Below are 21,503 nucleotides of genomic sequence, written 5' to 3' on the forward strand. Positions count from 1 at the left end.
CGTCGATGCGGCGAGCGACCGCGCGGCGTCGGCGTGTTCGCCGACAGCTCGACGGGCTGACTTGGCCAAAAGCTGCTTCATGGCGTAAGCTCGATCTTTGGTGCTTTGGGCACGCTTTCTGCGTGCCGCCACACCAATCCCATCCCCGCACGACCAGTACGACTACGTGAGCGATTAAAGAAGGTATGGCCAAAAAGGACGGCGTCATCGAGATCGAGGGCTCAGTGCTCGAGGCTCTTCCGAACGCGATGTTTCGCGTCGAGTTGACCAACGGACACAGGGTTCTCGCCCATATCTCGGGAAAGATGCGCCAGCACTACATCCGCATCCTCCCCGAGGACCGCGTGATCGTGGAGTTGAGCCCCTACGACCTGACCCGCGGCCGCATCGTCTACCGCTACAAGTAGTCGCTGGAAAGTAACGGCTCCCCGCCTCGATCAACGAGAAGGGCGGGGTTCACGATGACAGCGAGAAGAGAAGAACAATGAAGGTCAACCCCAGCGTCAAGCCGATCTGCGATCACTGCAAGGTGATCCGTCGCAACGGCCGCGTCATGGTCATCTGCAAGAGCAACCCGCGGCACAAGCAGCGCCAGGGCTGAAGCCCAGGCGCTCATTGCGCCGGAGCGGCGGTGCTTTCTGGTTCGGATCGCAAGCGATCCGAACGGAGCAGCGGAGTTCCACAACTGAACAGACATTCAGCATCACCAGGATCCGCCTCGGCGGTGACACCCCGGGTCGGGAGGCTCGAGCACCGGTGATGCCCCAACCTCCCGACTCTCTCAAGGAGACACCACCATGGCACGTCTTGCCGGAGTGGACATCCCGCGCGAAAAGCGCGTGGAAGTCGCACTGACATACATCTACGGAGTGGGGCGCACCCGTGCGCTCGCCACGCTGAAAGACACCGGGATCTCCGGTGACATCCGCGTGAAGGACCTCAGCGACGACCAGCTCGTCGCGCTCCGCGACTACATCGAGGGCAACTACAAGGTGGAGGGCGACCTCCGCCGCGAAGTGCAGGCCGACATCCGCCGCAAGGTCGAGATCGGTTCGTACGAGGGCATCCGCCACCGTCGCGGCCTGCCCGTGCGCGGTCAGCGCACCAAGACCAACGCCCGTACCCGCAAGGGCCCGAAGCGCACCGTCGCCGGCAAGAAGAAGGCAGGCAAGAAGTAATGGCCACTCCCAAGGCAGCCGCCGGCCGCAAGCCGCGCCGCAAGGAGAAGAAGAACATCGCCGTGGGCCAGGCCCACATCAAGTCGACGTTCAACAACACCATCGTCTCGATCACCGACCCCTCGGGTGCGGTCATCGCCTGGGCCTCCGGCGGCGACGTCGGATTCAAGGGCTCGCGCAAGTCGACCCCGTACGCGGCCGGAATGGCTGCGGAGTCCGCGGCCCGCAAGGCGCAGGAGAACGGCATGAAGAAGGTCGACGTCTTCGTCAAGGGACCGGGGTCGGGTCGCGAGACCGCGATCCGTTCGCTGCAGTCGGCCGGTCTCGAGGTCGGATCGATCAACGACGTCACGCCCCAGGCCCACAACGGCGTCCGGCCGCCAAAGAGAAGGCGCGTCTAGCCCCGAACCGCGAGAGGCCATTTCTGGCCTCTCGCGCCGGACGCCCCGGGCCCGTCTCGGGCCCGGCCACCTGAGTGGCGTGCGTCAGGTAGCACCAGACTTCACAACTCAACAACCCGGCGGTCCAGCCACCCGCTGATCTTCCGTGAGTGCCATATGGCGGGCACTCTCGCCGAAAGGAAAACATCCGTGCTCATTGCACAGCGACCCACCCTGTCTGAGGAGAGCATCTCCGAGTTCCGTTCGCGGTTCGTGATCGAACCCCTGGAGCCCGGCTTCGGCTACACCCTCGGCAACTCGCTCCGTCGCACCCTGCTGTCGTCCATCCCGGGCGCGGCCGTGACGAGCATTCGCATCGACGGGATCCAGCACGAGTTCGACACCATCCCCGGGGTGAAGGAGGACGTCGTCGAGATCGTCCTCAACATCAAGAACCTCACGGTGTCGAGCGAGCACGACGAGCCCATCACCGCCTACCTGCGCAAGCAGGGTGCCGGTCAGGTGACCGCCGCCGACATCTCGGCGCCGGCCGGGGTCGAGATCCACAACCCCGAGCTCGTCATCGCCACCCTCAACGACAAGGCGAAGTTCGAACTCGAGCTGACCATCGAGCGCGGCCGCGGCTACGTCTCGGCGACCCAGAACCGCAGCGAGTTCAGCGAAGCGGGTCAGATCCCGATCGACTCGATCTACTCGCCCGTGCTCAAGGTCACCTACCGCGTCGAGGCCACCCGCGCCGGTGAGCGCACCGACTTCGACCGCCTGGTCGTGGATGTCGAGACCAAGAGCGCGATCACCCCGCGTGACGCGATCGCCTCGGCCGGCCGCACCCTGGTCGAGCTGTTCGGACTCGCCCGCGAGCTGAACGCCGCCGCCGAGGGCATCGAGATCGGGCCCGCCCCGGTCGACGCGGTGCTCTCGAGCGAGCTCAGCATGCCGATCGAAGACCTCGACCTCTCGGTGCGCAGCTACAACTGCCTCAAGCGCGAGGGCATCAACACGGTCAGCGAGCTCGTCGGCCTGTCGGAGACCCAGCTCATGAACATCCGCAACTTCGGTCAGAAGTCGGTGGACGAGGTCAAGGACAAGCTCGTCGAGCTCGGCCTCTCGCTCAAGGACAGCGTGCCCGGCTTCGACGGCGCGCACTTCTACGGCGGATACGACGACGACGAGAGTGTCTGAGACCGCGGCCTCCGCGATCTGACGCCGCCCGACCTATTCACTGCCGAAACACTGGAGAACTAGACCATGCCTCAGCCCACCAAGGGTCCCCGCCTCGGCGGCGGTCCGGCGCACGAGCGGCTGCTGCTCGCGAACCTCGCGGCCGCCCTCTTCACGCACAAGAGCATCCAGACCACCGAGACCAAGGCCAAGCGCCTGCGTCCGCTGGCCGAGCGGCTCATCACCTTCGCCAAGCGCGGTGACCTGCACGCGCGTCGTCGCGTGCTCGGCATCATCACCGACAAGGGGGTCGTGCACGAGCTCTTCACCGAGATCGCGCCCCTCATGGCGGAGCGCGAAGGCGGATACACCCGCATCATCAAGACCGGGTACCGCAAAGGCGACAACGCGCCGATGGCCGTGATCGAGCTCGTGCTCGAGCCCGTCACCAAGAAGCCGGCCAGCTCGAAGAAGTCCGCTGCTCGCGCCGAGGTCAAGCCGGCCGCGGCCGCCCCGGCTGAGGCCGCCCCCGCTGAGGAGCTCGTCGAGACTCCCGAGCAGGCCGAGGCCATCGCCGAGGACGACGCCGAACTCGATGCCCAGGCCGGCACCGAGGCTGACGCCCCTGAGGCCGAGCCGGCCGAGGCCGACGCGCCCGAGGCTGAGGCCGACAAGGCGTAGCGCACGTTTGCTTCGAACGGACCCCTGCCGTATGGCGGGGGTCCGTTCGGCGTTTCCGGGCGGAAGCCGAGCCTGGCTACTCTGAAGGGATGACCGAAGTCCCCTTGAGTGCGCGGGTCGAGGCACCCGCGCAGGTGCAGCCCGCGCCCGTCGCGGGGGTGTCGTGGCGCAATGCGACCCTCGACGTCGTCGACGCCGTCGTCGAGCTGTACGCGGCGATGTCGCGTGTCGACCACCCCGAGTGGGCCGAGACTCGCGACGAGATCGAGCAGGAGTTCCAGCACTCCTGGGTCGAGCTGCGGCGCGACAGCCTGGTGGCGGAAGCCGACGGCGCGATCGTCGCCCACGGCTTGGTGATCGCTCCGCCCGCACCCGAGACCATCGTGCGCTCCGTGCTGTTCGGGGGCGTGCACCCGCAGCATCGGGGTCGCGGGATCGGTCGGGCGCTGCTCGGTTGGCAGGAGGGGCGCGCACGGCAGCAGCTCGCGGCATCCACCCTCGCGCTGCCCGGCTGGATCCTCTGCTACTCCTACGATCGCGACCCGAGTGCGGCACGACTGCTCGAACGCGAAGGGTTCGCGACCGAGCGGTACTTCAGCCAACTGCAACGCGAGCTGTCCGCGCCGATCCCCGAGCTCGAGCTGCCGGCGCCGCTGCGCCTGGCGACTCTGTCACCCGAACTCTCCGAGGCGACGCGCGTAGCGAAGAACGCGGCGTTCCGCGACCACTGGGGCAGTCAACCGACGTCGGTCGAGGGGTGGAACGGACAGCTGTCCCTCCCCAGCCTGCGACCGGAGCTGTCGTTCCTGGCGATGGAGGGCGGGGAGGTCGTCGGGTTCGTGATCGTCAACGTCAACGAGGCGGACTTCGAGCTGCAGGGCTTCGCCGGCAGCTACATCTCGCTGGTCGGCGTCGTGGCGCCATGGCGCCGTCGCGGGGTCGCCCCCGCCCTGTTGGCGGCGAGCCTGCGTGCGGCCCGGGACGCCGGGCTCGAGCGGGCGGTGCTCGATGTCGACAGCGAGAGCCCGACGGGTGCCCTCGGGCTCTACACCGGAATGGGTTTCGAGGCGGCGGCGACGTCGCGAGCCCACGTGAAGTCGTTCTGACCCGTCCGCGGCGCTAGAACGGCGTCGGCAGCGACAGGTCCGAGCTCGGGTCCCGCAACGGGGGCAGCTCCGCGAGACGCTGCAGGGCGGCTTGGATCGACTCGGTGAAGACCCGCGCACCGGTCGGTCCGAAGTGGATCTGGTCCCGGTTCAGGTCGCCGAGGATGGGCTGCGCGGCGTCGTGCCAGTTCGCGAGTTCGACGTTGCGGTAGCTCTGCGCGAAATCCGACAGGATGCGGTTGTTGCCGTCGGTCCAACCGCGCGGCGCCTGCACGTTGACGACGACGAGCTCGCGCCGGGGGCCGACGATCGCGCGGACCTGATCGAGTGTGGTGCGCTCGATCGGCCCGTTGGTGGCGAGCCCGATCACGACGATCGGCCGCAGCGTGCCCGCACCGAGGTCGGCCTGCAGGATGCCGGGAGCCGCGCCGAGATGACGGGAGACGACGGCATCGATCGCGATCCCGGGCAGCGACGTCTGCAGTTGCGGCGCCGCCGCCAGCATGACCGAGTCGCCGATCGCGGTGATCTGATCGCCGGCCGGCGCCGGAGGCGGGGTCGGGCGGGTCCCGTTCGACGAGGGCGCCGGGGTCGAGGGAACGGTGGCGTCGCGGATCGCGTGCTGACCCGCCTCGACCTCGGCCTGCGTCGAGCCGATTCCGGGGTCCGAGCTGAGGGCGACGGCGGTGCCGGCCGTGCCCGCCGACAGCAGGATGACGGTGGCGAGCGCGCCGGCCACGCGTGGCGCTGTGGCGCGCCATCCGGCCCGGATACGGCGTGCTACCTCGCGAAAACCGAGCCGACGGATCGGCTGCTCGACGAGCCGATACGACAGGGTGGCGAGCGGGACGGTGATGGCGAGGGCGATCCCACCGATCGCCCAGCCGGAGACGCCCTCGCGCGCCCACCCCGGCAGGGCGTTCGTGACGAGCAGGAAGACCGGCCAATGCCACAGGTACAGGCCGTAGCTGCGTCGACCGACCCAGCGGAAGGCGCCCAGCTCGAGCACGCGGGCGAGTGCGCCGCCCGGGACGAGCAGGCTCGCGATGACCACGACGGAGAGAACGGCGACGAGCGCGAGCCCGCCGCGGAACACGAACTCGGCATCCCCCGGCATGAGGGCGGCGAGGGCGAGGAGTCCGAGGAGCGCCGCCGGCCCGACGAACCCGAGCACGAGGCGCACCGCTCGCGGCCACTCGAGTGCCCGCTTCGGCCACGAGGCGGCGAGCAGCGCGAGCACCGCGCCGAGAGCCAACCCGAACGCGTGCGTGTCGGTGCCGTAGTACACCCGGGTACTGTCCGCGGCCGACCAGAACACTGCCATCGCGACCGCCGACGCGACGGCGAGTGCGGCGACCAGTGCGATCCGGACAGGACGGGAAATGCGCAGCAACACGAGCGCGAGCAGCAGCGGCCACACCAGATAGAACTGCTCCTCCACCGCGAGCGACCACAGGTTGCGGAACAGCTCGGGCATCGCCTCGCCGAAGTAGCTCGAACCGTCGGCGAGGAACAGCCAGTTGCTGCTGAAGGTCCCGGCCCCGAGCACCTGCATGCCGAGCCCGACGAGCAGATCGCCGCCGATCAGGGCGGCCGCGCTGCAGCACAGCAGCAGCAGGATGACGAGGGCCGGCAGCAGGCGGCGCGCACGACGGGCCCAGAAGGCGCCGAGCGCGACTCTTCCGGTATCGGCGTGCTCGCGCAGCAACAGGCTCGTGATGAGAAAGCCGCTGACCACGAAGAACATGTCGACGCCGAGGTAGCCGCCGATCATCGCGCCGGGGCTGAGATGAAACAGGATCACCAGGGTCACGGCGATCGCGCGGACCCCGTCGAGTCCGCCGACGTGGAACGGCGTCGACACCTCGGGCGCCGCACGCCAGGCGGCGGTCGAGGCGGATGACCGGATGCCGGGTGCTCGGGACGTGCGCTCCGGATTCGCGGCCGGAGCGCTCACGGTCGAGGCGCGGGGTCGTGCTGTCATAGAAAAGGGGACTCCGCGATCCAGCGTACCCGTCGCTCTAGACTCGCCAGGGTGGAAGGACTGCCGCACGCCGAGGGCGAGCCCGCACGTGATCCCCGCATCCGGCTCCGACTCGACCTCGCCTACGACGGCACGGCCTTCTCGGGCTGGGCGCGGCAACCGGGGCTGAGGACCGTGCAAGGCGAACTCGAGATCGCGCTGGCCACCGTCCTGGCGAAGCACGGACCGCCACCGACGCTGACCGTCGCCGGTCGCACGGACGTCGGGGTGCACGCGCTCGGCCAGGTCGCCCACCTCGATCTGACCCCGGCGCAGCTCTCCAGCCTCGATCGCCCGCATCGCGGCGGCCCGGCACCGAAGTCATTCGGGCCGGCGGCGCTGGCGCGTCGGCTCAACGGGATCGCGGGGCTGCAATCGGATGTGGTGGTGACACACGCCACGCTCGCGCCGCCGGGCTTCGACGCGCGCTTCTCGGCGCTCTGGCGGCGCTACGAGTACCGCATCGCCGACCCGGCCGCGCTGCGCGACCCGCGTCGGCGCGGGCACACGCTCTGGCATCCGGCCGATCTCGATGTCGAGGCGATGGATGCCGCGGCCCGTTCCCTGCTCGGCCTGCACGACTTCGCCGCCTTCTGTCGGCCGCGCCCAGGGGCCACCACGATCCGTACCCTGCAGGATTTCGGCTGGATGCGGGACGCGCACGGCGTGCTCGTCGCGACGGTTCGCGCCGACGCCTTCTGCCACAGCATGGTGCGCGCGCTCGTCGGCGCGTGCGTCGCGGTCGGCGAGGCGAAGCTGCCGACGACCCGGCCGGCGGGGATCCGGGACGAGGCGGTGCGGGGGTCGGAGTTCATCGTCCTGCCGGCGAAGGGCCTCACGCTCGTCGAGGTCGGATACCCGGACGACGACGAGATGGCGGCGCGGGCCGCGCTCACCCGGGCCAGACGGTTTGACCATGACGCGGGGATCGACTAGCCTAGCGAGGTTGTGTCCGCACTCTGCGGCGCACGTTGAGCCCTCCACCGTCGGGTTCCCTCGCTTCGCGAAGGAACGCACACCGGAGTGGGATTCACGAACACCTCGACAGAAAGCAGTCCTTCCGTGACGCGTACGTTCAGCCCCAAGCCGGCGGACATCCAGCGCGAGTGGATCGTCATCGACGCCACCGACGTCGTGCTCGGCCGTCTCGCCAGCCACACCGCCGCCATCCTGCGCGGCAAGCACAAGCCGACCTTCGCCCCCCACATGGACATGGGCGACTTCGTCATCATCGTCAACGCCGAGAAGATCGCGCTGACCGGCCAGAAGCTCGAGAAGAAGCTGGCCTACCGCCACTCGGGCTACCCGGGCGGTCTCTCGAGCGAGACCTACATCGAGATGCTCGAGAAGCACCCGACCCGCGCGGTCGAGAAGGCTGTGCGCGGCATGCTTCCGAAGAACTCGCTGGGTCGTGCCCAGATCAAGAAGCTGAAGGTCTATGCGGGGGCCGAGCACCCGCACGCCGCCCAGCAGCCGAAGACCTACACCCTGGGCCAGGTCGCGCAGTAGCGCGCCGATCCCCTCCGCGAACCCAGCGCTTCAACTACAGACTTTTCAAGGACAGAACATCATGGCGAAGATCGAAGAAGCCCTCCCCGAGGAGCTCGTGCAGAGCTTCACGACCGAGACCCCGAGCGAAGAGGCCCCGAAGGCCCCGCGTCCGGCCCTGAGCGTTCCCGGCTCGGCCGTCGGACGCCGCAAGGAGGCCATCGCGCGGGCGCGCCTCACGCCCGGCACCGGCACCTTCGCGGTCAACGGCCGCACGCTCGAGGAGTACTTCCCCAACAAGCTGCACCAGCAGCTCATCAACGACCCGTTCAAGGTGCTCGACCTGATCGGCAGCTACGACGTGATCGCCAAGATCACGGGTGGCGGCCCCTCCGGCCAGGCCGGCGCCCTGCGTCTCGCCATTGCGCGGGCGCTCAACGAGATCGACCGCGAGAACAACCGCCCCGCGCTCAAGAAGGCGGGCTTCCTGACTCGTGACGCCCGCGTCATCGAGCGCAAGAAGGCCGGTCTCAAGAAGGCCCGCAAGGCCTCCCAGTTCTCGAAGCGCTAGGTCGGCGCGGCTCGAGAGCCTTCGATGCCCCGTCTCTTCGGAACCGATGGTGTCCGTGGCCTGGCCAACGGTGAGGTCATCACCGCCGACCTCGCCCTCGGGTTGGCGCAGGCGGCCGCGCGCGTTCTGACCCGCGGACGCCACGCCGACCAGCTGCGCACCGAGGGCAAGCGCCCGCGCGCGGTGCTCGCGCGCGACCCCCGGGTCTCGGGCGAGTTCATCTCGGCCGCGGTCGCGGCGGGCCTGGCCAGTTCGGGGATCGACGTACTCGACGCCGGGGTCATCCCGACCCCCGCGGCCGCCTTCCTGGTGGCGGATGTCGAGGCCGACTTCGGCGTCATGGTGTCGGCGTCGCACAACCCGGCTGCCGACAACGGCATCAAGTTCTTCGCGATCGGGGGCACCAAGCTGCCCGACGAGGTCGAGGACCGCATCGAGCAGGCCCTGGGTCAGCCGAAGATGACCCCGACCGGGGGAGGCGTCGGCCGCATCCGCCGCTTCGCCGATGCCGAGGACCGCTACGTGGTGCACCTCATCAGCACCCTGGACGTGCGCCTCGACGGCCTGCACGTCGTGATCGATGCCGCGCACGGCGCCGCGGCGGGCGTCTCTCCCGAGGTCTTCGCGCTGGCCGGTGCCAAGGTCACCGTGATCGGCGCCGACCCGGATGGGCTCAACATCAACGACGGGGTCGGCTCGACGCATCTCGAGGGACTGCGCGCCATGGTGCTCGAGCAGGGCGCCGACCTCGGCATCGCCCACGACGGCGACGCCGACCGCTGCCTCGCGGTGGATGCCAACGGCGAGACGATCGACGGCGACCGGATGATGGCGATCCTCGCCGTCTCGCTCAAGGAGCGCGGTCTGCTGGCCCGCGACACCCTGGTCGCGACCGTGATGAGCAATCTCGGGCTGCGGATGGCGATGGCCGAGCACGGCATCCGGCTGCTCGAGACCAAGGTCGGCGACCGCTACGTGCTCGAAGAGCTGGACGCCAAAGAGCTGAGCCTCGGCGGCGAGCAGTCCGGGCACATCATCTTCCGCGATCACGCGACGACCGGCGACGGCATCCTGACCGGACTGCAGCTGGCGGCCGAGATGGTCCGGACCGGCAAGACCCTGGCGGAGCTCGCGAGCGTCATGACGGTGTACCCCCAGGTGCTGCTCAACGTGCCGGGGGTCGACGGGCAGGCGCTCAGCACCGACGCCGGCGTCACCGAGGCCGTGCGGGTCGCCCAGGAGCGGCTGGGGGACAGCGGACGCGTGCTGCTGCGCCCCTCCGGCACGGAACCCCTTGTCCGGGTTATGGTCGAGGCCGTGGAATACGAGGTGGCGGCCAGCATCGCGGCACACCTCGCAGATGTGGTCCGCGACCGTCTCGCGGTGAGGAGCTGACATGCCGCTTCAAGGTGACTACGCGCCGAGCGTCTCGGACTGGGCCCGCGCGCAGGCCGAGAGCTACGAGGCGAGCGGGGGAGCGGAGGCGACGACACTCCGCGGCAAGCCGGTCATCGTGCTGACCTCGGTCGGCGCGAAGTCGGGGATGCTGCGCAAGACCGCGCTCATGCGGGTCGAGCACGACGGGGTCTACGCCGTGGTCGCCTCGCGGGGCGGCGCGCCGACGCACCCGGTCTGGTACTGGAATCTCGTGAAGAACCCGCACGTCGAACTGCAGGACGGCTCGGAGAAGCACGACTACCTGGCTCGCGAGGTCACCGGGGCCGAGAAGGCGATCTGGTGGGACCGCGCCGTGGAGGCCTGGCCCGACTACGCGGCGTACCAGCAGAAGACCGAGCGGCAGATCCCGGTGTTCGTGCTCGAGCGCATGTCGGAGTCCGACCCCGCCTAGAGCTTGCGCAGCAGCACGCTCGAGACCGCGTGATCGGCGTCTTTGCGCAGTACCAGGGACGCCCGCGCCCGGGTGGGCAGCACGTTCTGCTGGAGGTTCGGGCCGTTGATCTCGCGCCAGATGGTCGTCGCCCGCTCGACCGCTTCCGGTTCGCTCAGCGACGCATAGCGGTGGAAGTACGACTTCGGATCGGCGAACGCTCCGCGCTGCAGGCGCAGGAAGCGCTCGACGTACCAGCGTTCGATGTCGCTGGTGCGGGCATCCACGTAGATGGTGAAGTCGAACAGGTCGCTGACGGCGAGACGCGTGCCCGGTGACGGCGGCTGCAGCACGTTGAGACCCTCGACGATGAGGACGTCGGGCTGGTGCACCACGACCTCGGCCCTCGGCACGATGTCGTAGCTGAGGTGCGAGTAGAACGGCGCGCGCACCTCGGGAGCGCCGCTCTTGACCCGGCTGACGAAGCGGAGCAGGGCCCGACGGTCGTAGCTCTCGGGGAAGCCCTTGCGCTGCATGAGCCCGCGCCGTTCGAGTTCGGCGTTGGGAAAGAGGAATCCGTCGGTCGTGACGAGCTCGACCCGTGGGGTGTCCTCCCATCGGCTCAGCAGGGTGCGCAGCAGACGCGCGGTCGTCGACTTGCCGACCGCGACGGAGCCGGCGACGCCGATCACGAACGGCGTCGTCTGCGGGGGCTGGCGAAGGAACTCGGAGGTGGCCTTCGCGGTCGCGCGCACGCCCACCGCGTACAGGTTCAGCAGCCGGCTCAACGGCACGTAGACGTCGGAGACCTCCTGCAGGTTGAGCACCTCGCCCAAACCGCGCAGCCGCACGATCTCGTGCTCGGTCAGTGGCAGGGGCACGCTGGGGGCGAGGTCGGCCCAGTCGGCGCGATCGATCTCGAGGAACGGGGTCTCGCCGCCGTGGTTTCCGGGGTCGGACATCAAGGCCAGCGTAGCGGGCGCCCGGCCCGAGGCCGGCGTCGCGGGCATGCGGCGGGCTGCCGACCGCCCCACCTAGGATGATTCCCATGTGTGGGATCGTCGGATATGTCGGACCGGGAAGCAGCGTCGACGTGCTGCTCGGTGGCTTGAAGCGCCTCGAGTACCGCGGTTACGACTCGGCGGGGGTCGCGGTCATCGACGACGCCGGCCGGCTTGAAACGCGCAAGCGGGCGGGCAAGCTGAACGTGCTCGCCGAGGATCTCGCGGCATCCGCCCTGCACGACGGTCACACCGGCATCGGCCACACCCGCTGGGCGACGCACGGCGGCCCGACTGACGAGAACGCGCATCCCCACCTCGGGGACGACGGCAAGCTCGCCCTGATCCACAACGGGATCATCGAGAACTTCTCCGAGCTCAAGCAGGAGGTGCTCGACGCGGGCGGCGTGTTCACGAGCGAGACCGACACCGAGGTCGCAGCGCTGCTCGTCGGCGCGGCGTTCCGCGAGTGCGGCGACCTGACCGAGGCGCTGCGCCGCGTGGTCGCCCGGCTCGAGGGCGCATTCACCCTGCTCGTCCTGCATCAGGACGTGCCCGGCGTCGTCGTGGGCGCGCGCCGCAACTCGCCGCTCGTGATCGGCCTGGGCGACGGCGAGAACTTCCTGGGATCGGATGTCGCGGCCTTCGTCGAGCACACCCGCTACGCGCTCGAGATCGGTCAGGACCAGATCGTCACGATCCGGCCGGACTCGGTCGAGGTCATCGACTTCGCCGGCGTCCCGGTCACTCCGAACGCCTTCGAGGTCGCTTGGGACGCGTCGGCCGCCGAGAAGGGCGGCTGGCCGAGCTTCATGAAGAAGGAGATCAGCGAGGAGCCCGAAGCCGTCGCGAAGACCCTGCTCGGCCGCAGCCACGACGGTGCGGTGACCCTTCCGGAACTCGATTCCCTGCACGACGTGCTCGGCGAGATCAACCGGGTCGTCGTGATCGCCTGCGGAACGGCCGCCTACGCCGGGATGCTGGGCAAGTACGCGATCGAGGCCTGGGCGCGCATTCCGGTCGACGTCGAGCTCTCGCACGAGTTCCGCTACCGCGACCCCGTGCTCGACGGGCGCACGCTCGTCGTCTCGGTCAGCCAGTCGGGCGAGACGATGGACACCCTGATGGCCGTCAAGTACGCCGCGCAGCACGGCGCCCGCACCCTGTCGATCTGCAACACCCAGGGCTCGACCATCCCTCGCGAATCCGACGCCGTGCTCTACACCCACGCCGGCCCCGAGGTCGCCGTCGCATCGACGAAGGCCTTCGTCGCCCAGGTCACCGCGCTCTATCTGTTGGGCCTGCACCTGGCCCAGCGGCGCGGCACCCTCGACGGGGCGCACGTCGCCGCCCAGCTGACCGAGCTGCAGAACCTGCCGGACAAGCTCGATCAGGTGGTCGAATCGGCGTCCTCCCGGATCGCCGAGCTCGCGCACTGGATGAGCGACACCCAGTCGGTGCTCTTCCTCGGCCGCCACGTCGGCTACCCGGTGGCGCTGGAGGGGGCGCTCAAGCTCAAGGAGCTCGCGTACATCCACGCCGAGGGCTTCGCCGCGGGAGAGCTCAAGCACGGCCCGATCGCGCTCATCGAGCCCGGTCAGATCGTCTTCGTGATCGTGCCGAGCCCGCGGGATCCGTCGTCGCTGCATCCGAAGGTCGTCTCGAACATCCAGGAGATCCGCGCGCGCGGGGCCCGGGTCATCGCGATCGCCGAGATCGGCGACGTCGCGGTCGTGCCGTTCGCCGACGAGGTGATCCGCATCCCGTTCGCCGCGCCGCTGTTCGAGCCGCTGCTGGCGGTGGTCCCGCTGCACATCTTCGGCATGGAACTCGCGATGGCGAAGGGCCTGGACGTGGATCAGCCGCGCAACCTGGCCAAGTCCGTCACGGTCGAGTAGCGCCTGCGCCCGAGGGCGTGAAGCGCGGGATCGGCGAGGCGCGACACAATGGGCGCATGAGCATCGCAGGGATCGGCGTCGACGTGGTCGACCTGGCGCGCTTCGACCGGGCCATCTCGCGCACGCCGGCCCTGCGCGAGCGCCTGTTCGTGGCAGGGGAACGCGACAAGCCGTTGCAGTCCCTCGCCGGCCGGTTCGCCGCGAAGGAGGCGTTCATGAAGGCGCTCGGGGAGTCGACCGGCGTGCGATGGCACGACATGGAGGTCGTTCAGGATGGCCGTGGAGCTCCCACGATCCTGGTCTCGGGGGCCGCGGCCGAGCTGGTCGCCGCGAGGGGGATCGTCGGCATCCACGTCTCGATGACCCACGACGCCGGAGTCGCGGTTGCGACGGTGGTCTGCGAGACGGCATGAACACCGAGTCCGTCGGCGGTCTTCGCGAGGCCCGCATCGATCTCGACGCCCTGCGCTCCAATCTCGCGATCATGCGCCGACTGGTCTCGCCCGCCCTGGTCATGGGGGTCGTGAAGGCCGATGCCTACGGTCACGGCGCGACCCTCGTCGCACGCGCCCTCGCGGACGAGGGGGTCGACTGGCTCGGTGTCGCCGACCTCGCCGAGGGGCTCGCGCTGCGCGGGGCCGGCGTCGCGACGCCGATGCTCGCGTGGCTGCACGGCGCCGAGGTCGACTTCGCGCCCGCCATCCGGGCCGGCATCGACCTGGGCCTCAGCTCGCTGGCGCAGCTCGAGCATGCGGCGGCGGCGGGGCCGGCGGTCGTGCAGCTGAAGGTCGACTCGGGGTTGAGCCGCAACGGGATCGCCCCGGTCGACCGGGCGGTGGTGTTCGCCCGGGCGGCCGCGCTCGAGGCGAGCGGCCGCATCCGGGTCCGCGGGGTCTTCAGCCACCTCTCGAACGCCTCGCCGGTCGACGACGAACGGCAGCTGGTCGAGTTCGAGCGAGCGCTCGCCGAGGCCCGCGCGGCCGGACTCGACCCCGAGCTGCGGCATCTCGCCGCCACTCAGGCCGCTCTGCAGCAGCCCGCGAGCCGCTTCGACCTCGTGCGCGTCGGCATCGGGCTCTACGGGCTGCCGGCCGACGCCTCGGTGGATGCCGCGGCTCTCGGTCTGCGCCCCGTCATGCAGCTCGCCGCCACGGTGGCGGCCGTGCGCCGCATCCCCGCGGGAACGGGCGTCTCGTACGGATTCACCCACCGTGCAGATCGTGAGACCACCCTCGCGCTGGTGCCCCTCGGCTACGCCGACGGCGTGCCCCGCGCCGCGTCGGGGCGGGCATCGGTGTCGATCGACGGTGTGACCCATCCGGTCGTCGGCCGCATCGCGATGGACCAGTTCGTGGTGGACGTCGGTGACCAGGCGGTGCGGGTGGGGGATCGCGTGGTGCTCTGGGGCGACCCGGCGACGGGCGTTCCGAGCGCCGAGGACTGGGCCACCGCCGCGGGCACGATCGGCTACGAGATCGTGACCCGCGTGGGGCCGCGCGTGCCGCGGGTCGCGCGGTCGTGATCGAGCTCACGATCCCCGACTCCGACGCGATGGAGGCGTTCGGCGCCCGTCTCGCGCCGCTGCTGCGCGCCGGCGACGTGGTGCTGCTAAACGGAGAACTCGGCGCGGGCAAGACCACCATGACCCGCGGTCTGGGCGCCGCGCTCGGTGCCCGCGGCGCCATCACGAGCCCGACCTTCGTGCTCGCACGCGAGCACCCGACGGCTCTCGGGGTCCCGCTCGTTCACGTCGACGCCTATCGGCTGGGCACCGCGATCGAACTGGACGACCTCGACCTCGACTGGGATCACGCGATCGTCGTCGTCGAGTGGGGGGCGGGCAAGGTCGAGGGCCTCGTCGATTCGTGGCTCTCGATCGACATCCAACGCCCGCAGGGCACCCCGATCGGCTCGACGACCGAGCCGACGGCCGAGCAGCTCGCCGCCGAGGAGCCGCGCCGGCTGACGATCGAGGGCGTCGGGGGGCGAGGGCAGGAGCTCGAAGCTCGACTACTGGCGACCGGCTGAGCCCCCGCGCCCCGCCGCCCACGGGCCCGCCCCGCCAACCCCGCCGCCCGCGCACGATTAGGCTCGGGGCGTGCTGCTCGCAATCGATACCTCGGCGGGGACCAGCGTCGCCGTGGTCGACCGCGACCGCGGCATCCTCTCGCAGTTGGACGAGGCCGACACCCGCCGTCACGCGGAGGTCATCGGCACGCTGATCGCACGGGCCCTCGAGCGAGCGGGGATCGGCCCCGCCGAACTCAGCGGAGTGGTCGCCGGCATGGGCCCCGGTCCGTTCACCGGACTGCGCGTCGGGATCGCCGCGGCGCGGGCCTTCGCGGCCGGGATCGGCAAGCCCGTCGTGCCATTGATCTCGCACGACGCCTTCGCGCTCGACCTGGATGAGCCGCTCCTCGTGGTCACGGACGCCCGCCGCCGCGAGGTGGCCTGGTCGAGCTACGCGGCATCCGACGGACTCGGCCTGCCGGTGCGGATCGGCGGGCCGGCGCTCGCGACCCCCGATGGTCTGGGAGCCGAGGTGGACGGCTACGGAGCCTTCCGCCGCCTCGACGCGGCCGCGATCCCGGCCGGCGCCCTCGGGCTGCTCGGCGAGCGCCTGTATGCGGCCGGACGGGATTTCGGGCCGAGCGAGCCGCTCTACCTGCGTCCGCCCGACGTGACCCTCTCGGCACCGAAACGGGTCACCGGATGACCGACGAATCGCGGTCCCTGCGCCGCGCCACGCCCGACGATCTCGACGCGATCATGGAGCTCGAGACCGCGACCTTCGAGCGCGACGCGTGGTCGCGCGACATGATGCGGGCCGAGCTCGAGAGCCCGCACGGGTACTACCTGATCGTCGAGAGCTCGGGCTCCGGCGCGCCCCGGCTCGAGGGCTACGCCGGGCTGCTCGCACCGGCAGGGGCGGGGCAGGGCGACATCCAGACGATCGCGGTGGCGCCGATGGTGCGTCGGCGCGGCCTCGGACGCGTGCTCATGCGCGCCCTGCTCGACGAGGCGCGCCGACGCGAGGCGAGCGAGGTCTTCCTCGAGGTGCGTGCCGACAACCCGCACGCCCGCGAGCTGTACCGCTCGCTCGGCTTCCGGCAGATCGCGGTGCGGCCGAAGTACTACCAGCCGGACGGCGTCGACGCCCAGATCATGAGGCTGAAGCTCGGGGAACCCCTGGTGCTCGGCATCGAGACCAGCTGCGACGAGACCGGCATCGGCATCGTGCGTGGAACGACCCTGCTGGCGAACACGATCGCGAGTTCGATGGAGCAGCACGCCCGCTACGGCGGCGTCGTGCCCGAAGTGGCCGCGCGGGCCCACCTGGAGGCGTTGCGCCCCACCCTGGACGCCGCGCTCGCCGAGGCCGGCGTCACCCTCGCCGAGCTCGACGCCATCGCGGTCACGAGCGGGCCGGGGCTCGCCGGGGCCCTCATGGTCGGAGTCGGAGCCGCCAAGGCGCTTGCGCTCGCCCTCGGCATCCCGCTCTATGCCGTCAACCATCTGGTCGGGCACGTCGGCGCCGACCTGCTGCACGCCCCCGATGAGCCGGCCGAGCCGCTTGCCCTTCCGACGGTCGCGCTGCTCGTCTCGGGCGGTCACACCTCGCTGCTGCTCGTGCGCGACCTCGCCAACGACGTCGAGCTGCTCGGCGAGACCATCGACGATGCGGCGGGGGAGGCCTTCGACAAGGTCGCGCGGCTGCTCGGACTGCCGTATCCGGGAGGGCCGCAGATCGACCGCGCGGCGGCATCAGGAGACCCGACCGCGATCCGCTTCCCGCGCGGGCTGACCGCCCCCAAGGATCTCGTCCGGCATCGCGACGACTTCTCGTTCTCGGGCCTCAAGACCGCGGTCGCCCGCTGGGTCGAGGCCGCGCGCGACCGCGGCGAGGGGGTCTCCGTCCCGGATGTGGCGGCGAGCTTCCGCGAGTCCGTCGCGGACGTGCTCACCGCCAAGGCGATCGCCGCGTGCCAGCGACTCGGGGTGCCGCGTCTGCTGCTCGGCGGCGGCGTGGTGGCCAACGCGCGAGTGCGCGAGCTGGCGCAGGAGCGAGCGGATGCCGCGGGCATCACCCTGCGCATCCCGCCGCTGTCGCTCTGCACCGACAACGGGGCGATGATCGCGGCGCTCGGAGCGCGGCTCATCGCCGAGGGGCACGAGCCGTCGGCGCTCGACTTCGGCGCAGACTCGACGCTGCCGGTCACGACGATCCAGGCCTGATCGCGACTGCTCTCGGCCGGTCGGGCGCGGGACCCGCGTTGACACCGCGTGCGACCGCTGCGAGCATGGCGGTCATGTCTGAGAATCCCCCGGCTTCCCCGGTTCCGCCCGTCCCGCCGGCGTCGGATGCCACGGCCGTGACGCCGCCGGCACCCAACCCGTACGCCCAGCCGAACCCGTATCCGCAGCCGAATCCGTACGCCCAGAATCCGTATGCCCAGCCGAACCCGTACGGCGCCGCCGGACAGCCCTACGCCCCCGGGGTCGTGGCGCCCAAGACCAACACCCTGGCGATCGTGTCCCTGTGTCTCGCCCTTTTCGTGTCGGTCGCCGCAATCATCTGCGGCCACATCGCCCTGAGCCAGATCAAGCGCACCGGGGAATCCGGTCGCGGGCTGGCGTTGGCGGGGGTCATCGTCGGCTACGTCGTCACCGGGTTCTGGGTGCTGTACTTCATCTTCTTCATCGTCATCGTCGTGCTGGCGGCCTCGACCGGAGGGTATTCGTCCTCGACCTACTGAGGCACGCTCATCGTTCGAGCTCGGCACCGCGTTGACAGCTTTCTCTCAGGCTGGGACGATGGCACCGCCACTACATCAACGACTGAAGGAGCAATCGGACATGACCGATGCAACGCCGACACCACCGACCCCTGAGCAGCCGGCGGCAGCGCCCGCTCCGGCGCCGGCTTACGCCGCCGCTCCTGCCGCGGCCGCGCCGAAGCAGACCCTGAGCCTGCTCTCGTTCATCTTCGGCATCGCGAGTGTCGTGTTCAGCGCCGCGCCGCTGCTGCCGCTCGCCGCCGGAATCGCCGCGATCATCCTCGGCGTCAAGGCCCGCAAGTCGGAGCCGGGTGCCCCGAAGTGGATGGCAACGGTCGGCATCATCACGGGAATCGTGGGCATTGTGCTCAGCATCATCCTCGGCCTCGTGATCTACATCCTTCCGCTGATCTTCCTCGCCTCGTACGGTGGCGTGGTCAGCAACTACTGAGCAACGTGAGCAGTGGGGCCGGGCGCATGCGCCCGGCCCCACTGTTGTTGAGCGAGGCGGATCCCGTCGAGCGCGTCAGAGCCGCTCGGCCAGCAGGGCGACCCGTGCGCCCGCGATCCGGGTCAGCACGAGGGTCGCGCTCGCGTCGCCGCGCAGAGCCAGTCGGGCGCGGAACGCGGCGGGATCGACGTCGACGCCCCGCTTCTTGATCTCGAGGGCGCCGATACCGCGAGCCGCGAGCTGCTTCTTGAGGATCTTCACATCGAGCGGGAACCGCTCCAGCACGCGGAAGCCGGCGCCGAACGGGGTGGCGGGAGGCGTGTCGCTCGTGATCCACGCGATCGTCGGGTCGAGCATCCGCCCGTCGACGCGGCGGGCGAGGTCGCCGATCAGGCGCGCCCGGATGACCGCGCCATCCGGTTCGAGCAGGTAGCCGCCGAGCGCGCCGACCGCCGCGTCCGGGCTGTCCTGCGGGGCGGACAGCTCCGCCGCCGACCCGGATCGCAGCACCAGGGCGGCACGTCCCACCTCCGGCCGGGCGAGCACCCCCGACCACACCGCGAGCTCGACCACCTCGCCGTCGACCGAGACCCACTGCGCCTCGACGCCGTCCGGGATCAGCTCGCGGTCGAGTCCCGGGCCGAGTTTGATGCCGGTCGGCAGTCTCTCGGCGAGCGCGAACGCCCAGTCGAGTGGGGGCGACCAGTCGGCGGGATCGTCGAGGCGGCGCCCGCCGGCACGACGGGCCGGGTCGAGCCAGACCCCGCCCACGCCGGTGAGGTCGATCTCGGTCGCGTCGCCCAGCTCCACGCGCGCCGCGGCGAAGGGGGCGAGATTGAAGCTCGCGATCGCGGCGGTGACCTCGTCGCGTTCGACCGCGAGCACGCCGAGATCGAGCGCCGCCATGGCGAGGGCGTCGGCGCCGATCCCGCAGCCGAGATCGGCGACGACGTCGATGCCCGCCCCGGCGAACCGGCCGGCGTGCAGGGAGGCGACGCTGAGCCGGGTGGCCTGTTCGAGGCCGTCGGCGGTGAACAGCATCCTGCTCGCGAAGTCGCCGAACTTCGCGCGGGCCTTGGCCCGCAACCGGGCCTGCGTGAGCACGGCCGAGACCAACTCGGCCGGGTGCCCCTCCGCGCGCAGCCGGGAGACGATGCGCACGACATCGGCGGACGCCTCGATCGTGCCGACCTCGTCGAGCAGGCGGAGCCCCTCCGACGAGAGCAGCGCGCGCAGCTCGGCGACATCCATCTGCTCACGCTAGCCTGCCTGCCAAATGAAGGAGATGCGAGCGGACAGCGACCGATTCCCGAGGAACCTTGGCGATGCCGGCGCGCATCTCCTTCATTTGGCACGGGGCGGGGCGCTCGGGAGGCGCTGCGAGGTGCGGGGATTGGCACTCGCATTGATCGACTGCTAACGAAGGGCCTATAGTTGTCCTGGCACTCTCGAAGGGAGTGTGCCAACCCCAGAGTTTCAGAAAGAGGTCAAGCGTGTCGGTCTCCATCAAGCCGCTCGAAGATCGCATCGTGATCCGTCAGGTCGACGCCGAGCAGGTCACTGCGTCCGGACTCGTCATCCCGGACACTGCGAAAGAGAAGCCCCAGGAGGGTGAGGTCGTCGCGGTCGGACCGGGTCGCATCGACGACAACGGCAACCGCGTTCCGCTCGACGTCAGCGTCGGCGACAAGGTCATCTACTCCAAGTACGGCGGCACCGAGGTCAAGGTCGGTGGCGAGGACCTGCTCGTGCTGTCGGCGCGCGACGTGCTCGCGGTCGTGCTGAGCTAACTCCGCATCACCGATCCCGCCATCGTCTGGCGAGATCCTGCCGAAAGGCCCCGCGGCGATGCCGTCGGGGCCTTTCGCGTGCTCGGGCGGGGCTACGCTCGGGGGGTGTCGAACCCCGAGCCTCGCGCGGCGGGGGAGGCGTCCGTCGGGGCGGCCACCGGCTCCCCGGCACCGCGCACCGCACCAGCCCCGGCCGGCCCGCCCGTCACGGCCACGCCGACCCGACTCGCCGCCGGCCTCGCCTTCTCCCTCGGCTCCTACGTGCTGTGGGGCTTTCTGCCGGTCTACTTCCTCGTGCTGGCCCCCACCGGGGCGTTCGAGATCGTCGCCTACCGCATCCTGTTCTCGCTGGCCTTCTGCGCGATCCTGCTGACGGTCACGCGCGGCTGGGGACGCCTGATCGCGATCGCGCGCCAGCCGCGCATCCTGCTCACCCTGGCGGTCGCGGGCGTCTTCATCTACGTCAACTGGCAGGTGTTCGTGCTCGCGGTCACGAGCAACCGGGTCGTCGAGGGTGCGCTCGGATACTTCATCAACCCTCTGTTCACCGTGCTCCTGGGCGTCGTGCTGCTGCGCGAGCGGCTTCGTCCCGCGCAGTGGGTCGCCGTCGGCATCTCGGCGGTGGCGATCGTGATCATCGCCGTCGGCTACGGCAGCTTCCCGTGGATCGCCCTCGCTCTGACCCTGTCGTTCGGTCTCTACGGCTTCATCAAGAAGCGCGTCGGAGGTCGTGTCGACGCCCTCAGCGGGCTCGCCCTCGAGACGGCATGGCTGACTCCCGTCGCGGTCGTGCAGCTGATCGTGGTCGCGACGAGCAGCGGGCTCACCCTCGCGGGCCACGGACCGGTGCACATCGTGCTCGTGGTGCTGGTCGGCGCCGCGACCGGGATTCCCCTGCTGCTGTTCGCCGCGGCGGCATCCCGGCTGCCGCTCATCGCGATCGGGCTCACCCAGTACCTGACGCCGGTTCTGCAGTTCCTGCTCGGGGTGCTGATCCTCGGCGAGGCGATGTCGACGACCCGCTGGATCGGCTTCGTGCTGGTCTGGGTCGCGCTGATCGTGCTGACCGTCGATCTGGTGCGCGCCGCGCGTTCGCAGCGACGCGCCTTCCGCTCGGCCGCCTGAGCTGCGGTTAGGGTCGGTTCGAA

General features: G+C 70.3%; 25 protein-coding genes. 22 read left to right on the top strand and 3 right to left on the bottom strand.

Going from position 1 to position 21,503, the window contains the following annotated elements:
* Positions 1 to 185 precede the first annotated feature (185 nt).
* From infA to ACFPJ4_RS11215, 7 genes are all read left to right on the top strand, one after another.
* Positions 186 to 407, top strand: coding sequence for a translation initiation factor IF-1 (gene infA / locus ACFPJ4_RS11185; RefSeq protein ID WP_386740505.1), 222 nt, complete (start codon positions 186 to 188; stop codon positions 405 to 407).
* A gap of 77 nt (positions 408 to 484) precedes the next feature.
* Positions 485 to 601 (top strand): 50S ribosomal protein L36, encoded by a 117-nt coding sequence (gene rpmJ / locus ACFPJ4_RS11190; RefSeq protein WP_055821300.1) that lies wholly within the window; start codon positions 485 to 487, stop codon positions 599 to 601.
* 196 nt (positions 602 to 797) lie between these two features.
* Positions 798 to 1,178 (top strand): 30S ribosomal protein S13, encoded by a 381-nt coding sequence (gene rpsM / locus ACFPJ4_RS11195; RefSeq protein WP_386740506.1) that lies wholly within the window; start codon positions 798 to 800, stop codon positions 1,176 to 1,178.
* The gene (rpsK, locus tag ACFPJ4_RS11200) at positions 1,178 to 1,579 is read left to right on the top strand and encodes a 30S ribosomal protein S11 (protein ID WP_386740507.1); all 402 of its coding nucleotides are present in this window, start codon (positions 1,178 to 1,180) and stop codon (positions 1,577 to 1,579) included. Before rpsM ends, rpsK begins: the two co-directional genes overlap by 1 nt.
* A gap of 189 nt (positions 1,580 to 1,768) precedes the next feature.
* Positions 1,769 to 2,761, top strand: a complete 993-nt coding sequence (locus tag ACFPJ4_RS11205) for a DNA-directed RNA polymerase subunit alpha (RefSeq protein ID WP_386740508.1) — start codon at positions 1,769 to 1,771, stop codon at positions 2,759 to 2,761.
* Positions 2,762 to 2,827: 66 nt separating this feature from the next.
* Positions 2,828 to 3,421, top strand: coding sequence for a 50S ribosomal protein L17 (gene rplQ, locus ACFPJ4_RS11210; RefSeq protein WP_386740509.1), 594 nt, complete (start codon positions 2,828 to 2,830; stop codon positions 3,419 to 3,421).
* Positions 3,422 to 3,510: 89 nt separating this feature from the next.
* On the top strand, positions 3,511 to 4,527 hold the full coding sequence (locus ACFPJ4_RS11215; RefSeq protein WP_386740510.1) for a GNAT family N-acetyltransferase: 1,017 nt from the start codon (positions 3,511 to 3,513) through the stop codon (positions 4,525 to 4,527).
* 13 nt (positions 4,528 to 4,540) lie between these two features.
* Here the strand turns inward: ACFPJ4_RS11215 and ACFPJ4_RS11220 are convergent, their stop codons facing one another.
* Positions 4,541 to 6,511, bottom strand: coding sequence for an acyltransferase family protein (locus ACFPJ4_RS11220; protein WP_386740511.1), 1,971 nt, complete (start codon positions 6,509 to 6,511; stop codon positions 4,541 to 4,543).
* Positions 6,512 to 6,562: 51 nt separating this feature from the next.
* Here ACFPJ4_RS11220 and ACFPJ4_RS11225 point away from each other — a divergent pair, with 51 nt between their 5' ends.
* From ACFPJ4_RS11225 to ACFPJ4_RS11245, 5 genes are all read left to right on the top strand, one after another.
* Positions 6,563 to 7,486 carry a tRNA pseudouridine synthase A gene (locus ACFPJ4_RS11225; RefSeq protein WP_386740512.1) on the top strand — a complete coding sequence of 308 codons (924 nt, stop codon included), beginning with the start codon at positions 6,563 to 6,565 and terminating at the stop codon, positions 7,484 to 7,486.
* A 126-nt stretch (positions 7,487 to 7,612) separates the two neighbouring features.
* A complete protein-coding gene (rplM, locus tag ACFPJ4_RS11230; protein WP_386740513.1) occupies positions 7,613 to 8,059 on the top strand; it encodes a 50S ribosomal protein L13 in 447 nt (148 codons plus the stop codon).
* A gap of 61 nt (positions 8,060 to 8,120) precedes the next feature.
* Positions 8,121 to 8,609, top strand: a complete 489-nt coding sequence (rpsI, locus tag ACFPJ4_RS11235) for a 30S ribosomal protein S9 (RefSeq protein ID WP_386740514.1) — start codon at positions 8,121 to 8,123, stop codon at positions 8,607 to 8,609.
* Between the two features lie 24 nt (positions 8,610 to 8,633).
* Positions 8,634 to 10,004, top strand: a complete 1,371-nt coding sequence (gene glmM, locus ACFPJ4_RS11240; RefSeq protein ID WP_386740515.1) for a phosphoglucosamine mutase — start codon at positions 8,634 to 8,636, stop codon at positions 10,002 to 10,004.
* Position 10,005: 1 nt separating this feature from the next.
* Positions 10,006 to 10,458, top strand: a complete 453-nt coding sequence (locus ACFPJ4_RS11245; RefSeq protein ID WP_386740516.1) for a nitroreductase family deazaflavin-dependent oxidoreductase — start codon at positions 10,006 to 10,008, stop codon at positions 10,456 to 10,458.
* Here the strand turns inward: ACFPJ4_RS11245 and coaA are convergent.
* Complete coding sequence (gene coaA / locus ACFPJ4_RS11250) at positions 10,455 to 11,399, bottom strand: type I pantothenate kinase (protein ID WP_386740517.1); 945 nt, start codon at positions 11,397 to 11,399, stop codon at positions 10,455 to 10,457. The genes ACFPJ4_RS11245 and coaA overlap by 4 nt on opposite strands.
* An 86-nt stretch (positions 11,400 to 11,485) precedes the next feature.
* On the opposite strand from coaA, the gene glmS reads away from it, so the two are divergent.
* From glmS to ACFPJ4_RS11290, 8 genes are all read left to right on the top strand, one after another.
* Positions 11,486 to 13,336, top strand: coding sequence for a glutamine--fructose-6-phosphate transaminase (isomerizing) (glmS, locus tag ACFPJ4_RS11255; RefSeq protein WP_386740518.1), 1,851 nt, complete (start codon positions 11,486 to 11,488; stop codon positions 13,334 to 13,336).
* Between the two features lie 56 nt (positions 13,337 to 13,392).
* Positions 13,393 to 13,749, top strand: a complete 357-nt coding sequence (locus tag ACFPJ4_RS11260; RefSeq protein WP_386740519.1) for a holo-ACP synthase — start codon at positions 13,393 to 13,395, stop codon at positions 13,747 to 13,749.
* Complete coding sequence (gene alr, locus ACFPJ4_RS11265; RefSeq protein WP_386740520.1) at positions 13,746 to 14,858, top strand: alanine racemase; 1,113 nt, start codon at positions 13,746 to 13,748, stop codon at positions 14,856 to 14,858. Before ACFPJ4_RS11260 ends, alr begins: the two co-directional genes overlap by 4 nt.
* Entirely contained in the window at positions 14,855 to 15,364 is a 510-nt protein-coding gene (gene tsaE / locus ACFPJ4_RS11270) for a tRNA (adenosine(37)-N6)-threonylcarbamoyltransferase complex ATPase subunit type 1 TsaE (RefSeq protein WP_386740521.1), read from the top strand. Before alr ends, tsaE begins: the two co-directional genes overlap by 4 nt.
* Before the next feature lie 70 nt (positions 15,365 to 15,434).
* Positions 15,435 to 16,052 carry a tRNA (adenosine(37)-N6)-threonylcarbamoyltransferase complex dimerization subunit type 1 TsaB gene (tsaB, locus tag ACFPJ4_RS11275; protein WP_386740522.1) on the top strand — a complete coding sequence of 206 codons (618 nt, stop codon included), beginning with the start codon at positions 15,435 to 15,437 and terminating at the stop codon, positions 16,050 to 16,052.
* Positions 16,049 to 17,572 (top strand): tRNA (adenosine(37)-N6)-threonylcarbamoyltransferase complex transferase subunit TsaD, encoded by a 1,524-nt coding sequence (tsaD, locus tag ACFPJ4_RS11280; protein ID WP_386740523.1) that lies wholly within the window; start codon positions 16,049 to 16,051, stop codon positions 17,570 to 17,572. The genes tsaB and tsaD overlap by 4 nt, the downstream gene beginning before the upstream one ends.
* A gap of 74 nt (positions 17,573 to 17,646) precedes the next feature.
* Positions 17,647 to 18,093: a DUF4190 domain-containing protein gene (locus ACFPJ4_RS11285; protein WP_386740524.1), complete on the top strand. Its 447-nt coding sequence runs from the start codon at positions 17,647 to 17,649 to the stop codon at positions 18,091 to 18,093.
* Between the two features lie 100 nt (positions 18,094 to 18,193).
* Positions 18,194 to 18,565, top strand: coding sequence for a hypothetical protein (locus tag ACFPJ4_RS11290; RefSeq protein ID WP_386740525.1), 372 nt, complete (start codon positions 18,194 to 18,196; stop codon positions 18,563 to 18,565).
* Positions 18,566 to 18,640: 75 nt separating this feature from the next.
* Here ACFPJ4_RS11290 and ACFPJ4_RS11295 read toward each other — a convergent pair whose 3' ends face one another.
* Positions 18,641 to 19,816: a THUMP-like domain-containing protein gene (locus ACFPJ4_RS11295; protein WP_386740526.1), complete on the bottom strand. Its 1,176-nt coding sequence runs from the start codon at positions 19,814 to 19,816 to the stop codon at positions 18,641 to 18,643.
* Between the two features lie 242 nt (positions 19,817 to 20,058).
* On the opposite strand from ACFPJ4_RS11295, the gene groES reads away from it, so the two are divergent.
* Together groES and rarD are read left to right on the top strand one after the other, a co-directional pair.
* Positions 20,059 to 20,355, top strand: a complete 297-nt coding sequence (gene groES / locus ACFPJ4_RS11300) for a co-chaperone GroES (RefSeq protein ID WP_386740527.1) — start codon at positions 20,059 to 20,061, stop codon at positions 20,353 to 20,355.
* Between the two features lie 105 nt (positions 20,356 to 20,460).
* Positions 20,461 to 21,480, top strand: coding sequence for an EamA family transporter RarD (rarD, locus tag ACFPJ4_RS11305; protein WP_386740528.1), 1,020 nt, complete (start codon positions 20,461 to 20,463; stop codon positions 21,478 to 21,480).
* Positions 21,481 to 21,503 lie beyond the last annotated feature (23 nt).

Origin of the sequence: Lysinimonas soli (assembly GCF_042655435.1) — a bacterium.
Classification (GTDB): domain Bacteria; phylum Actinomycetota; class Actinomycetes; order Actinomycetales; family Microbacteriaceae; genus Lysinimonas; species Lysinimonas soli.